Origin of the sequence: Demequina mangrovi, from assembly GCF_000759715.1 — a bacterium.
Classification (GTDB): Bacteria; Actinomycetota; Actinomycetes; order Actinomycetales; family Demequinaceae; genus Demequina; species Demequina mangrovi.
Map to the genome: position 1 here is coordinate 170158 of NZ_BBLU01000002.1, position 13679 is coordinate 183836.

Here is a 13679-nt window from a genome sequence, read left to right on the forward strand (position 1 = left end):
CCGGCTGGACGATGCGTCCAAAGTAGCGGACGCAAATGGACGGAACGGCCACGAGCAGGTGAACATCCTGTTAAATATCGCCGTGATGCGCGGGCGCGCGCGGGCAGGGCCGCCGCGCGGCCGAGCGACGCAGGCCCCGATCAGGACCGGTCGACGTGCCCCAGGCTGCGCACCTTGCGCTCGAGGTGGAACTGCGCGTAGGCGGCGATGAGCCCGGCCGCGTCGCGACGATGCCGCACCTCGGAGGCGTCCGCGACGGACCAGTCGCCCGAGAGAAGCGCCTCGAGCAGCGAGAACGTCTCCGGCGCAGGAGCCGCCGCCCCCGGGGGCCGGCAGGTCTCGCACACCGCGCCTCCCCCGCCGACCACGAAGGCCCGGTGCGGTCCGGGGCGGCCGCAGCTCGCGCAGTCCGAGAAGCTCGGCTCGTAGCCGGCGAGCGCCATCGACCGCAGCAGGAAGCTGTCGAGCACCAGGCTCGCATCGTGCTCGCGACGGCTGAGCGCCCCCAGAGCGCCGTGCAGCAGACGGTACTGGCCCCAGGCAGGCTCGCGCTCGTGGTCGACCAGCTTGTCCGCGGTCTCCACCATGGCGGTCGCGGCCGTGAAGAGCGCATAGTCCTCGGCGATGCGCCGCGCATACGGCTCCTTGGTCTCGACCTGGCTCACCACGTCGAGGTTGCGGCCCTCGTACAGCTGCACGTCGACGAGCATGAACGGCTCCATGCGCGAGCCGATGCGGCTCGAGGTGCGGCGCACGCCCTTCGCGACGGCGCGCACCTTGCCGTGCCGCCGCGTGAGCATCGTGACGATGCGGTCGGCCTCGCCCAGCTTGTGGGTGCGGAGGACGATGGCGTCGTCACGGTAGAGGGGCACGGTCCATTGTCCCGCGCGTCAGGCGCCTTCCTCGCGCAGGGCGCGCGCGAGCCCGTCCAGCAGCAGGTCGAGCCCGTAGTCGAACGAGTCCCCGAAGTTGAAGTCGGGCCGCATCGCATGCTCCATCGCGAACCGGGTCATCATCGGATACGCGCCCGGATCGAAGGCCGCGGCGATCTCCTCCGCCAGCTCCGCGTCCGCCTCGCCGCTCTGGACGGCGAGGTTCGCCTCCTGCATCGCGAAGCCGTAGACGAAGCTGTCGAGCACCGCGTAGGCGTGCGCGACGAGCGGCAGCGGCATGCCGGCGCGGTCGAGAGTGGCCAGCACGGCCTCGTGATGGGCCAGGAGCTCCGGGCCCGGGTGGTGACGGGACTCGAGCAGCGGCACCGACCACTGGTGGCGCGCCAGCACCTCACGCGCGGAGCGGCAGCGCACCCGCAGAGCGTCCCGCCACTCGAGCTCCACCGGCGGCTTCTCGATCTCCGAGAAGACGATGTCGACCATGCCGTCGAGCAGCACCTCCTTGCCCGCCACGTGGTGGTAGATCGACATCGGCTTGGTGCCGACGTGATCCGCGAGCGCCCGGATGGTGAGCGCCTCGATCCCGTCCCGGTCCGCGATCTCCACGGCAGCGGCCAGCACGCGCTCGCGTGACAGCCGCGGCTTTCGACCGTCTTCCCTGGTAGTAGGCATTTTCTGCTCCAACCCTTGCGTGTCGTACTAAGTACGTCTAGGGTCGAGCATAGCAAGTCGTACTAAGTACGAACGCTTACGACACGGGGAGAGAACCATGACCGCCAGCACCACCGCCCAGGCCGCAGCCGCCGCCTCGGCCGCCACCATCGCCGCCGCCGCATCCACGGGAGACACCATGACCGCGACCGAGAGCACCGCCACCATGCGCGCCGCCGTCCAGCGTCGCTACGGCGGTCCCGAGCACCTGCACGTCGACACCGTCGAGGCGCCCACGCCCGGTCCGGGCGAGGTCCTCATCGAGGTCCGCGCCGGCGGCGTGGACCGCGGCGTCTGGCACCTCATGACGGGCCGCCCGCTGCTCATCCGCGTCATCGGCTTCGGCTTCCGCCGCCCGGGTCAGCCCATCGCCGGCGAGGACGTCTCCGGCGTGGTGATCGGCATCGGCGCCGGGGTGACGCGCTTCTCCCTCGGCGACGAGGTGCTCGGCGCCGCGACCGGCTCGTACGCCGAGCACGCGATCGCCAAGGAGGACCGGCTGGTCCGCAAGCCCGCGTCGCTGAGCTTCGAGGAGGCCGCCGCCGTCCCCGTCTCGGGCGTCGCCGCCCTCCGCACCGTCGAGCGCGCGGGCATCCAGGAGGGCCAGCGCGTCCTCGTCCTCGGAGCCTCGGGCGGCGTGGGCTCGTACGCCCTCCAGCTCGCCGTGGCCGCCGGCGCGACGGTGACCGGAGTCGCGAGCGCCGCGAAGGCGGACCTGGTCCGCGACCTCGGCGCCACCGACGTGATCGACTACCGCAGCACGGATGTGACCTCGCTGGACGCCGAGTACGACGTGATCATCGACACCGGCGGCCTCACGCCGCTGCGTCGCCTGCGCCGCATCCTGTCCCCCACGGGCACGCTCGTGATCGTGGGCGGCGAGGGCGGCGACTCGATCACGGGCGGCTCGACCCGGGCGCTCTTCGCCCCGCTCGCCTCGCTCTTCACGCGCCAGACGCTGTCCGGGCTGATGTCCGTCACCGCCGCGGAGCCGCTCGAGAAGCTGGTCGCGCGCATCGTCGCCGGGGACGTCCGCCCCGCGCTCACCCGCACCTACGCCCTCGCCGACGCGAGCACGGCGATCGCCGACCTCGCCGCGGGACGCATCGCCGGCAAGGCCGTCGTCCGAGTCCGCGACGCCGGCTGAGCGCGTCCCGACCGCATCGTCCCGACAGGAGATCCCCTGATGAACGTCCCCACCGACCTCTCGCCCCGGTCAGCCGCGCGCCTCGCCGGCCTCGGCTACATCGCCATCGTGCTCCTCGCCATGGGAGCGAACTTCCTGGTCCGCAACCAGCTCGTCGTCCTCGACGACCCGGCGGCGACCATGGCCAACATCGCCGAGAACGAGACCACGTTCCGCTTCGGCATCGCGGGCTTCGCCGCGATCGCGATGATCGACATCGGCATCGCGTGGGCGCTCCACGTCCTGCTGCGCCGCACGGGCGAGCGCCGCTCGCTGCTCGCCGCCTGGCTCCGCCTCGCCTACACGGTCGCGTTCATCCCCGCGATCACGTTCATGTACCTCGCCCTCCAGCTCGCGGTCGGCGGCGACATCGTCGCCGGCCTCGACGCGGGCCAGCGCGAGGCCTGGACCGGGCTCGCGATGGAGGCCTTCGACATCACCTGGCTGCTCGCTCTCGTGGCGTTCGGCCTGCACCTGGCGGTCCTCGGCCGCATCCTGGTCGCCTCGCACATCGGGCCCCGTGCGCTCGGCTACGGCCTGGGCATCGCGGGCGCCGCCTACGTGGCGGACACCGTCGCCCACCTCCTGCTCGCCAACTACGCCGACTTCGGCGGGGCGTTCCTCGCGATCGTCGCGACCGCGTCGATCGTCACGGAGGTGTGGTTCACCGTCTGGCTCCTCACCCGCGCACCGCGCGCGGTGGAGGTCCTCCCCGGCCGGGAGCCGGACCTGGTCGCGGCCTGAGCCGCGCCCGCGCCGCCCCGTCGCACCCACCCGGGTGCGGCGGGGCTTCGTGCGTCGAGGCTTCGTGCGGTAGGCGCGCGTCAGCCGGTCTCGGCGGACGCGGGCTCGCTGAAGACGAGCACCTCGAGCGCGGCGCCGCCGAGAGCCTCGGACACCTCGTCCTCGCTCGGATCGTCGGAGATCGCGCCGACCACGGTCGCGGGGTCCTCGAGCGCGACCACCGCGGACACGATCGCCCCGTCCTCGGTGTCGCCGACGAGGATCGCGCGGCACGCGCTCGCCTCGGTGTCCGAGAGCGTGTCCTCCCAGCACAGGGCCGTGCTGATGTCCTCGCCGCTCTCGTTCTCGGACAGCAGCAGCGCGAGGACCGCATCGGCGGTCTCGACGTAGGAGCCGTCGCGCGCGCCGGACCAGCACTCCACCGCGGCACCCTCGCCCGCCTGCTCCTCGATGCCGGCGAGCTGGACCGTGTCGTCGCACGCGACCGTCGCGAGGCCCAGCCCCGAGAGGTCCGGCAGCGCGGTGTCGGGGACCGACGTGCCGCAGCCGGCGAGCGCCGCCGCGAGCCCGAGGGCCCCGACGGCGGCCGCCGCGCGCCTCAACGGCCCTCGCGGTTGACGGCGGAGATGATGGCCTTGAGCGTGGCGGTGGTGATCGACGGGTCGATGCCGACGCCCCACAGGATCTCGTCGTCGATCTGGCACTCGACGTACGCGGCCGCGACCGCGTCCCCTCCCCCGCTCATCGCGTGCTCGTGGTAGTCGAGCACCTCGACCTTGACCCCGCGCATGCCGAGCGCGGCGACGAAGGCCGCGACCGGGCCGTTGCCTGAGCCCTCGACCGTCACGGCCTCGCCGCTGTCGGTGATGTCGGCCGCGAGCGTGTCGGGACCCGCGTCCGAGGACGTCGCGCGCGTGCCGATCAGCGAGAAGCGGCCCCACTTGCGCTCGGGGTCCATCGCGGGAAGGTACTCGTCCTCGAAGATGCGCCACAGGCGGTCCGCGGTCATCTCGACGCCGGAGGCGTCGGCCTCGCGCTGGACCACGCGGGAGAACTCGATCTGGAGACGGCGCGGCAGGTCGAGATTGCGCTCCGTCTTGAGCAGGTACGCGACGCCGCCCTTGCCAGACTGCGAGTTGACGCGGATGACCGCCTCGTAGGAGCGGCCCACGTCCTTGGGGTCGATAGGCAGGTACGGGACCGCCCACAGGAGGTCGTCGACGCCGACGCCCTGCTTGTCGGCCTTCGCGGACATGGCCTCGAGGCCCTTCTTGATCGCGTCCTGGTGCGAGCCCGAGAACGCGGTGAAGACCAGGTCGCCGCCCCACGGGTGGCGCGGATGCACGTCGAGCTGGTTGCAGTACTCGACCGTGCGACGGATCGCGTCGATGTCCGAGAAGTCGATCTCCGGGTCGATGCCCTGGCTGAACAGGTTCATCCCCAGCGTCACCAGATCGACGTTGCCGGTGCGCTCTCCGTTGCCGAAGAGGCAGCCCTCGATGCGATCGGCGCCGGCCATGTAGCCGAGCTCCGCGGCAGCGATGGCCGTGCCCCGGTCGTTGTGCGGGTGCAGCGACAGGACCACGCTCTCGCGGTACGCGAGGTTGCGGCTCATCCACTCGATCGAGTCGGCGTACACGTTGGGCGTCGCCATCTCGACCGTGGCGGGCAGGTTGATGATGACCTTGCGATCGGGCGTGGGCTTCCAGACGTCGAGCACGGCGTTGCAGACGCGGACCGCGTACGCGAGCTCGGTGCCCGTGTAGGACTCGGGGCTGTACTCGTAGAAGACCTTCGTGTCCGGGATGGTCTCCTCGAACTTCTGGCACAGCATCGCGCCGCGGGTCGCGATGTCGAGCACCTCGTCCTCGTCGGCGCGGAACACGACCTCGCGCTGGAGGATCGACGTCGAGTTGTAGAGGTGGACGATCGCCTGCTTGGCGCCCTTGAGCGACTCGTAGGTGCGCTCGATCAGGTGCTCGCGGGCCTGCGTCAGCACCTGGATGGTGACGTCATCGGGGATCTTCTCCTCCTCGATGAGCTGGCGCACGAAGTCGAAGTCGGTCTGGCTCGCCGACGGGAAGCCGACCTCGATCTCCTTGTAGCCCATGCGGACCAGGAGCTCGAACATGCGCATCTTGCGCTCGGCGTTCATCGGCTCGATGAGGGCCTGGTTGCCGTCGCGCAGGTCGACCGCGCACCAGCGCGGCGCCTTCTCGATGCGCGCACCGGGCCAGGTGCGGTCCGGCAGGTCCACCTGGATCTGCTCGTGGAACGGGGCGTACTTGCGGATGGGCATGGGGGACGCCGTCTGGGCGCCGCCGGTGTAGTGGCTCATGGTGATTCCTCGCTGCTTGCGCTTCCTGGGTCCTCGGTCGGCAGGCGAAGAGCCGCGACGAGGGACCGACCTGGTTAGGCCTCGTCGCGGCAGATAAGCAGCGAGCGTGCACGCATACGGCCACCATAGCGCGCCCTCGCGAGCGGTGGGCACGGCCCGCGCGCGGAACGCCCTCTTCCCGCATGCGCGTCGCCACCCCTCTCCGAGAGCGCAGCGGCCCTGTCCCGCGCGTCGGACCGCGCGGGATCCGGCGCACGCCTTGCGCGTTCGTACTAAGTACGACTACGGTAGGGGTTGCGAATGGTACTAAGTACGAGACTCACGAGGAGCACCCACATGACCGCCACCGTCCCCGCCGTCCTCACCACCGAGAGCACACCCGAGGCGCCGTCGAAGAGCGCCAACAAGGAGCACCCCTGGTGGGCCGTCCCGACGGTGCTCGGCATCGTGCTGCTCAGCAGCGGCGGGTTCGTCCTGCTGCTCGCTCAGGCGCTCAAGATCCTGTCCTCGATCGGCTGACGCGACGCCGCTCCGGCCGCCCCACAGCCGGAGCAGAAGCCAACGATCCTGCAGGCGCGCCGCTCCCGGCCCGCCTGCAGGATCGTTCTGCTCTCCATCTGTCGCCCGCGCACCGGAGCGCGGGTCACGCCAGGCCCACCTCGTCCTCCGCACGCACGCGGACGAGCACGTTGCCGCGCTTGTGCCCTCCCTCGACACGCGCGTGGGCGGCCGGCACGTCCTCGAGGTCGTAGACGCGGTCGACGACGGCGTGCAACGCGCCCGAGGCGAGCAGGTCGCGGACCTCCATGAGCTCGGCCAGCGTCTCGTCCCGGCGGGAGCGCGTGGTCGCGTACGCCCCGCCGTCCGCGAGCAGGGCGCGCGCCGCGCGCTTCCGGAGCGTTCCGACCGCGTCGAGGACGATGTCGAACCGACGCCCGAGCGCCGTCACGTCGGCGGTGGTGTAGTCGACGACCTCCTCCGCCCCGAGCCCGCGGACCAGGTCCGCGTTGCGGCCGGAACAGACCGCGGTGACCCGCGCGCCGCGGGCCTTCGCGATCTGCACCGCGTAGCTCCCGACGCTGCCGGATGCCCCGTTCACCAGCACGCGCTGCCCCTTGCCGACGCCGGCCTCGGAGAGAAGGTGCAGTGCGGTCATCGCCCCGACCGGCACCGGCGCCGCCTCCGCGAAGGACGCCTCGCCGGGGATCTCGACGATCATCCCCTCGGCCGGTACGGCGAGCAGCTCGGCGTGCGCGCCGTGCGCGGTGCCCGAGGTCGTGCCCATCACCCGCGACCCGGGTGCGAACCCGAGCGCCTCATCGCCGACCGCGACGACGACGCCCGCGAAGTCATGGCCGAGGACCTTCTTGGGCCTCTCGCCGAAGGCCCGGATGACGAGCCCCGGCATCTTGCGCAGGACCACGTCGCCGCGGGTGACCGAGGTGGCGTGCACCCGCACCAGGACCTCGTCGGAGGCCGGGACCGGCACAGGCACCTCTCGCACCTCGAGCCCCGCGGCCGAGCCCGGGCGCCTCGTGACGACCGCCCGCATCGTCCCGCCCACCGCCGTGCGCTGCCCGCCGCGGCCGGTCACAGCGCACCGCCGGCGGACTCGGACGCGCGACGCGTCCATGCGTCGGTGTCGACGCCCTTGATCAGCAGCCACAGCGCGAAGACCAGCTCGCCCGGGATGGCGAGCACCATCACCACGATCTCGAGCGGGCCCGCGAGCCCGGGGGCGATGAGGACGCCGAAGCTCTGAAGGAGGTATCCGACTCCGGCCAGCGCGAGCAGCACGCCCGGCAGCCTCGGGATGAAGCCCGATCGGTACGCGAGCCACCCGGTGATCATCAGCGACAGGGCGAAGAAAAGGCCCCACACCAGGATGATCGAGTCGTTGGCCTCCTGGAAGAACAGCGCGAGGGCGTCGAGCTGATCGGGCGGGTACGCGGCGAGGTAGCCGGCGCCTCCGAGCGCGACCAGCGTCGCGATGCTGGTGAAGACGTTGCCCGCGGCCATCACGACCCCCTCGGACACCCGCGCGAGCGCCCCGGCGAAGGACCCTGCGCGGCTGACGGGGCGGAACAGGCCGTAGAGCACCGCGGCGAGCCCGATCTCGATGAGGAAGATGGACGCCTCCCCCGCCATCCCGAGGCGGAACAGACCCTCGCTGCCGCGGATGGCCTCCGCGGTCGCGGTCGCGTCGTCCGGCACCACGAGGGAGCTCCGGAGCCCCGTGGACAGCGGGTAGAGGATGAAGATCGCGAGGTACAGCACCCCGGCGATCCGGGTGAGGCGGCGGAGCCTGGTGGCCGTGCCGCTGGCGGGCTTCTCGATGGTCTGCGTCGTTGACATGATTCCTCCCCTGTGCGGCGCATGGGCTGCGCGCCGCGGTTCCTGTGTTGCGTTGTCACGCACGGCGGGCCGCCGCGCGCGTCTGGGTGATGCGGGCCGCGGCGGCGGCGATCTCGCCTGCCACCAGCGCGGCGATGAGGACGTTCGCGGTCCAGAAGGTTTGCGCTCCGGTCACGATGAGGGCGATCGCGACGACCGCCCCGGCGGCGAGGATCGTCATGGACGGGCTGCGACCGACAGACGCCGTGGCGGCGGCTGCCACCGGCGCGCCGGTGGCCCGGCAAGCCGTCGCGGCTCGGCCCGTCGCGGCGATGACGGCGTGCGCCGCCGCGAGCAGCGCCACCGTCGCGACGGCCGCCCCGACCGCGGCATCCGCGTACGCGGCGCCGTCGACGCCGCTGTCCCGGATCCGGCCCGCCACCGCGACGAGGTAGCCGCCGTACGCGAGCGCGAGGGCCCCGATGACGGCCCACGCGCTCTTCTCGCTGAAGCTCATGATGTCCTCCCCTGCCGTCCCTGCGACGGCACGGCCAACGTATGAAGGCGGCACCGGCCCGGTCTTGCGCATCTCGGCCGACTTCTTGACATCTGCGGCCACCGGCGAGGTACCTGGGGTCTTCCGACCGCCGAAAGGCGCGGACTACCCTGCTGGCACGGGCGGGGAGGTGCGGATGAGCGTCGTGGGCGGGCCGGTGATCCGGCGCATCGTCGACGCGTCGCGCGGTCCCGAGCGCACGGAGTCGCTCCTCGAGAGCGTGGGGCTCGCCCCCACCGCGGCGCCGCTCGACGCGGCCAAGGAGGCCGTCGACTCGGAGGCCTACTACGACCTCCTCGAGCGGGTGACGGCGCACGGCGACGATGACCTGCCGTTGCGCTACGCCTCGCTCCTGCGTCCCGACGACCTCGGGGCGCTCGGCCTCGGACTCAAGACAGCGCCGACGGCGCAGGGCGCGCTGCAGCGCCTCGTCCGCTACATCCTGGTGCTGAGCGACACGCTCGAGTACGAGCTGCGACGAGGCGAGCGCCCGACGCTCGTCATGTCACGGCCCAGCCATCGGCGCGGCGCGCAGCTCGCCAACGAGTGCGCCCTCGCGGCGGTGGTGTCGGTGCTGCGAGGGATCACCGGCGTGCACCTCGCACCCGAGAGCGTGACGTTCCGCCACGCGGGGCCCGCCTCGGTCGCGGATCACGAGGCCTTCTTCGGTTGCCCCGTCCGCTTCGACGGCGAGGCGAACGCGATCGCGTTCGCGCCCGCGGCGCTGCGCACCCCCACGACGCACGCCGACGAGGGGCTCTCGGCCTACCTGCTCGCCGAGCTCGACCAGCTCAAGCGCACGACCGAGGACCAGTCGCTCGAATCACGGATCTACGCCGCGGTGACCGACGCCCTTCCCGACGGCGTGCCGCGCCGCGCACAGGTCGCGCTGCGCCTCGGGATGAGCGAGCGGACCCTGCATCGGCGCCTCGCCGAGGAGGAGCTGTCGTTCCGAAGCATCGCCCGCGCCGCGCAGCTCGACGCCGCCGAGGCGCTCCTCACCCAGACCCCGAGCTCCCTGGGCGAGATCGCCTTCCTCACCGGGTTCTCCGACCAGAGCGCGTTCTCACGGGCGTTCAAGGCGCACACGGGCCTCACGCCGATGGCCTACCGCAGCTCGCGCGATTCCCCATGAAGCATGTGACTCATGGGGTGCGAGGGGACGATGCGGCGGCCTCCCTGGCCTCAGCAGCACCACGGTTCACCTGTGTCATGGGGAATCGATGGCGGGTCAGAAGCCGAGGCGCCCCAGCTGCTTGGGGTCGCGCTGCCAGTCCTTCGCGACCTTGACGTGCAGGTCGAGGTAGACCTTCCGGCCCAGCAGGTGCTCGATCCCGGCCCGCGCCGTCGCGCCGACCTCCTTGAGCCGCGAGCCGCCCTTGCCGATGATGATGCCCTTCTGCGAGTCGCGCTCCACGAACACGTGCGCGCGGATCTCCAGCACCGGTCGGTGCGCGTCCTCGGAGTCGGGCTCGACCATCTCCTCGATCACCACGGCGATCGAGTGCGGGAGCTCGTCCCGGACGCCCTCGAGCGCGGCCTCGCGGATGAGCTCCGCGACCCGGACGTCCTCGGGCTCGTCCGTGAGGTGGCCCTCGGGGTAGAGCGGCGGCCCCACGGGCAGGCGGGCGGCGAGCACGTCGAGCAGCACGTCGACCTGGATGTCCTTGACCGAGCTCACCGGCACGATCTCCGCCCAGTCCCCCAGCTGCGACACGTCGAGCAGGTGCTCGGCCACGCGCTCGCGCGGCACCTTGTCCACCTTGGTGACGATCGCCACCACGGGCGCGCGCGTCTCGGCGAGCTCGCGCGCGATCCACTTGTCGCCCGGGCCCACCTTCTCGTCGGCCGGCAGGCAGAAGCCGATGACGTCGACCTCGGCGAGCGTCTCGCGCACGAGGTCGTTGAGCCGCTCCCCCAGCAGCGTGCGGGGACGATGCAGCCCGGGGGTGTCGACGATGCACAACTGCGCGTCGTCGCGGTTGACGATCCCGCGGATCGCGCGGCGCGTGGTCTGCGGCCGCGACGACATGATCGCGACCTTCTCCCCCACGAGGGCGTTCATCAGGGTCGACTTGCCCGCGTTGGGGCGTCCCACGAAGGCCGCGAAGCCCGACCGGTGCTCACTCATCGTCGTCATCCTTCCGTCCGCGCCTGCGCGGCACGGTCTCGTGCTCGCCCGTGCCGGCATCGGCCTCGGGCGAGCGCGTCGCTATCACGGACACCAGCGTGCGCCTGCGTCCCTCGGCGCGCTCGGCGAGCAGCTCGATCCCGTGCACGGTCACCCGCGAGCCGGGGATCGGCACCTTCCCGAGCGCCTTCGCGAGCAGGCCCGCGACGGTCTCCACGTCCTCGTCGTCGATCTCGACGTCGAACAGCTCCGCGAGCTCGTCCAGCCCGCACCGCGCGGGCACCCGATAGCGCCCCTCGCCCAGGTCCTCGATCTCGGGCGTCGAGCGGTCGTGCTCGTCGACCACCTCGCCGACGATCTCCTCGAGCGCGTCCTCGATGGTGACCACGCCCGCGACGCCGCCGAACTCGTCGACCACCACGGCCATGTGGAACACCTCGTCCTGCATGCGGCGCAGGAGGTCGTCCGCCGGGACGGACTCGGGGATGAACTCGGGCTCGCGCACCAGGGAGTCGATGGGCTCCTCGAGCCGCGCCGGGTGGTCCCACGTCGCCCGCACCACGTCCTTGAGGTACAGGACGCCGACGATGTCGTCGACGCCGTCGCGGATCACGGGCACGCGCGAGAAGCCCGAGCGCATGAACAGCACCATCGCCTTGCGCGCCGGTGTGCCCGCCTGGATGGTGACCATGTCGGTGCGCGGCACCATGACCTCGCGCGTGAGCGTGTCGCCGAGGCTGACCACCGAGCGCAGGAGCTCCGCGTCCTCCTCCTCGAGCGCGTCGCCGGCCTGCTCGACCAGGTCCTCGGGCTCCGACAGCTCACGGATGCGCAGCTGCGGCACCACCGCGCGGATGGGGGTGGTGAGGCGCACGAGGCTCCACGACAGCGGCGCGAGCGCGCGCACCGCGGCCTCGGGGGCGCGGCGCGCCGCCGCGCGCGGCCAGGCGCGCACGATGACGAGCGAGAAGAACCCCGCCACCGCCCACGCGAAGATCAGCGTGACCTCGCGCTCCCAGCCGGCGGCGTCGCCGATCTCGAGCGCGAGCGCGGTCCACGCCACCAGCGCGACGGCCTCCAGCACCGCGTAGCCCACCGACACGGCGTTGTCCGCGTGATCGGGCAGCGCCGCAAGACGTGCCGCACGGGTCGGCCGCCCGTCGGGCCGGAGCTGCTCCGCGATGCGGCGCTCGTCCGCGTAGGGGATCTGCTCGAAGGCCGCGACGAGCGCGTGCAGCACCGCCGCCCCCGCGAGGCCCGCCGCGAGGACGACGACCAGCAGGGTGATCGCGGTCGACGTCATCGGTTCGCGAGGAAGGTGAGGAGCAGGTTGCGCTGGAGCGCGAACATCTCCTTCTCCTCCTCCGGCTCGACGTGGTCGTACCCGAGGAGGTGCAGGATCCCGTGAGTGGTGAGGAGCAGCATCTCCTCCTCGGCCGAGTGGCCCGCGGTGGCGGCCTGGCGCGCCGCGACCGACGGGCACACCACGATGTCGCCCAGCAGGCCCGGGGGTGTCGGCTCGTCGGGGGTGCCCGGGCGCAGCTCGTCCATGGGGAAGCTCAGCACGTCGGTGGCGCCGGGCTCGTCCATCCACTGGAGGTGGAGCTGCTCCATCGCCTCCTCGTCGACGAACATGATCGCGAGCTCCGCGCCGTCCGCGACGTGCATCTCGCCGAGCACGTAGCGCGCGAGCTCCGCGAACTCGACCTCGTCGACCGTCGCGTCGGTCTCGTTGTTGACCTCGATCATCGCTGCTCCTCCCGCTCGAAGCGGCGTCGCTGCCCCGTCGGGCGCGGGCCGCGCGCCGCGTCGCTCTCGTCGTTCTTGGCGTACGCGGTGATGATGTCGCTCACCAGGCGGTGGCGCACCACGTCGTCGGCGTTGAGGTGGCAGAACGCGATGTCCTCGACCCCGGAGAGGATCTCGGAGGCCGCGCGCAGGCCCGACCGGGTGCCGCCGGGGAGGTCCACCTGCGTGACGTCGCCCGTCACCACCATCGTGGTGCCGAAGCCCAGGCGGGTGAGGAACATCTTCATCTGCTCGCGTGTGGTGTTCTGCGCCTCGTCGAGGATGACGAACGCGTCGTTGAGCGTGCGGCCGCGCATGTAGGCCAGCGGCGCCACCTCGATGGTCCCCGCCTCCATGAGCTTGGGGATCGACTCGGGGTCCACCATGTCGTGCAGCGCGTCGTAGAGCGGCCGCAGGTACGGGTCGATCTTCTCGCTGAGCGATCCGGGCAGGAAGCCGAGCCGCTCGCCCGCCTCGACCGCGGGGCGCGTGAGGACGATGCGGTTGACCCGCTTGCTCTGCAGCGCCGCGACGGCCTGCGCCATCGCGAGGTACGTCTTGCCGGTGCCCGCGGGGCCGATGCCGAACGTGATGGTGTGGGACTCGATCGCATGCACGTACGCGGCCTGGCCCTGGGTCTTGGGGCGGATGGTGCGGCCGCGGGTCGACAGGATCGACCGGCTCAGCACGCCCGCGGGACGCTCCGCGGTCGCGGTGGACGATGCGCCGGCACCGTCCCCGGCCGCGCTCGCCGAGGCGCCGGTCGCGCGCAGCATCCGCACGGACTCGCGGGCCACGTCCGGCGTCAGCGGCACGCCCGCGCCGAGCACGTCGCGCAGCTCCTCGACCGCGCCCGTCGCCGCGGCCACGTCGTCCTCGTCGCCCGTGAGCGTGATGCGGTTGCCGCGCACCAGGATGTCGACCGCGGGGAACGCCTTCTCCACCTCGCGCAGCACGCCGTCGCCGGAGCCCAGCAGCTCGGGCATGCGCACCGCGTC

The 13679-nt window shown here is 72.1% G+C and carries 15 protein-coding genes; 4 read left to right on the forward strand and 11 right to left on the reverse strand.

What is annotated here, in order from left to right; translation table 11 throughout:
- Positions 1-140 precede the first annotated feature (140 nt).
- The gene (gene recO, locus TR42_RS02665; RefSeq protein ID WP_042212783.1) at positions 141-872 is read right to left on the reverse strand and encodes a DNA repair protein RecO; all 732 of its coding nucleotides are present in this window, start codon (positions 870-872) and stop codon (positions 141-143) included.
- 18 nt (positions 873-890) lie between these two features.
- Positions 891-1514 (reverse strand): TetR/AcrR family transcriptional regulator, encoded by a 624-nt coding sequence (locus TR42_RS02670; protein WP_236623302.1) that lies wholly within the window; start codon positions 1512-1514, stop codon positions 891-893.
- A gap of 148 nt (positions 1515-1662) precedes the next feature.
- Here TR42_RS02670 and TR42_RS02675 point away from each other — a divergent pair, with 148 nt between their 5' ends.
- The gene (locus tag TR42_RS02675; RefSeq protein ID WP_236623303.1) at positions 1663-2751 is read left to right on the forward strand and encodes an NAD(P)-dependent alcohol dehydrogenase; all 1089 of its coding nucleotides are present in this window, start codon (positions 1663-1665) and stop codon (positions 2749-2751) included.
- Positions 2752-2790: 39 nt separating this feature from the next.
- Complete coding sequence (locus TR42_RS02680; protein WP_042212787.1) at positions 2791-3534, forward strand: DUF4386 domain-containing protein; 744 nt, start codon at positions 2791-2793, stop codon at positions 3532-3534.
- Between the two features lie 80 nt (positions 3535-3614).
- Here TR42_RS02680 and TR42_RS02685 read toward each other — a convergent pair whose 3' ends face one another.
- Entirely contained in the window at positions 3615-4136 is a 522-nt protein-coding gene (locus TR42_RS02685; protein WP_042212789.1) for a hypothetical protein, read from the reverse strand.
- Complete coding sequence (gene leuA / locus TR42_RS02690) at positions 4133-5872, reverse strand: 2-isopropylmalate synthase (protein WP_042212791.1); 1740 nt, start codon at positions 5870-5872, stop codon at positions 4133-4135. Before leuA ends, TR42_RS02685 begins: the two co-directional genes overlap by 4 nt.
- A gap of 336 nt (positions 5873-6208) precedes the next feature.
- On the opposite strand from leuA, the gene TR42_RS02695 reads away from it, so the two are divergent.
- Complete coding sequence (locus TR42_RS02695) at positions 6209-6391, forward strand: hypothetical protein (RefSeq protein WP_042212793.1); 183 nt, start codon at positions 6209-6211, stop codon at positions 6389-6391.
- A 124-nt stretch (positions 6392-6515) separates the two neighbouring features.
- Here the strand turns inward: TR42_RS02695 and TR42_RS02700 are convergent, their stop codons facing one another.
- From TR42_RS02700 to TR42_RS02710, 3 genes are all read right to left on the reverse strand, one after another.
- A complete protein-coding gene (locus TR42_RS02700) occupies positions 6516-7367 on the reverse strand; it encodes an NAD(P)-dependent alcohol dehydrogenase (protein WP_201770765.1) in 852 nt (283 codons plus the stop codon).
- Between the two features lie 95 nt (positions 7368-7462).
- Positions 7463-8227 carry a DUF4386 domain-containing protein gene (locus TR42_RS02705; protein ID WP_042212795.1) on the reverse strand — a complete coding sequence of 255 codons (765 nt, stop codon included), beginning with the start codon at positions 8225-8227 and terminating at the stop codon, positions 7463-7465.
- Between the two features lie 55 nt (positions 8228-8282).
- A complete protein-coding gene (locus TR42_RS02710; protein ID WP_042212796.1) occupies positions 8283-8723 on the reverse strand; it encodes a hypothetical protein in 441 nt (146 codons plus the stop codon).
- A gap of 175 nt (positions 8724-8898) precedes the next feature.
- Here TR42_RS02710 and TR42_RS02715 point away from each other — a divergent pair, with 175 nt between their 5' ends.
- A complete protein-coding gene (locus TR42_RS02715) occupies positions 8899-9897 on the forward strand; it encodes an AraC family transcriptional regulator (protein ID WP_042212798.1) in 999 nt (332 codons plus the stop codon).
- Between the two features lie 96 nt (positions 9898-9993).
- Here TR42_RS02715 and era read toward each other — a convergent pair whose 3' ends face one another.
- Genes era through TR42_RS02735 form a run of 4 tightly spaced genes read right to left on the reverse strand, consistent with a single transcriptional unit; the run spans position 9994 to position 13667 of the window.
- Positions 9994-10893 carry a GTPase Era gene (gene era / locus TR42_RS02720; protein ID WP_042212800.1) on the reverse strand — a complete coding sequence of 300 codons (900 nt, stop codon included), beginning with the start codon at positions 10891-10893 and terminating at the stop codon, positions 9994-9996.
- A complete protein-coding gene (locus tag TR42_RS02725) occupies positions 10886-12196 on the reverse strand; it encodes a hemolysin family protein (RefSeq protein WP_052405527.1) in 1311 nt (436 codons plus the stop codon). The genes era and TR42_RS02725 overlap by 8 nt, the downstream gene beginning before the upstream one ends.
- On the reverse strand, positions 12193-12642 hold the full coding sequence (ybeY, locus tag TR42_RS02730; RefSeq protein ID WP_042212801.1) for an rRNA maturation RNase YbeY: 450 nt from the start codon (positions 12640-12642) through the stop codon (positions 12193-12195). Before ybeY ends, TR42_RS02725 begins: the two co-directional genes overlap by 4 nt.
- Complete coding sequence (locus TR42_RS02735) at positions 12639-13667, reverse strand: PhoH family protein (RefSeq protein WP_081953145.1); 1029 nt, start codon at positions 13665-13667, stop codon at positions 12639-12641. The genes ybeY and TR42_RS02735 overlap by 4 nt, the downstream gene beginning before the upstream one ends.
- Between the last annotated feature and the right edge of the window lie 12 nt (positions 13668-13679).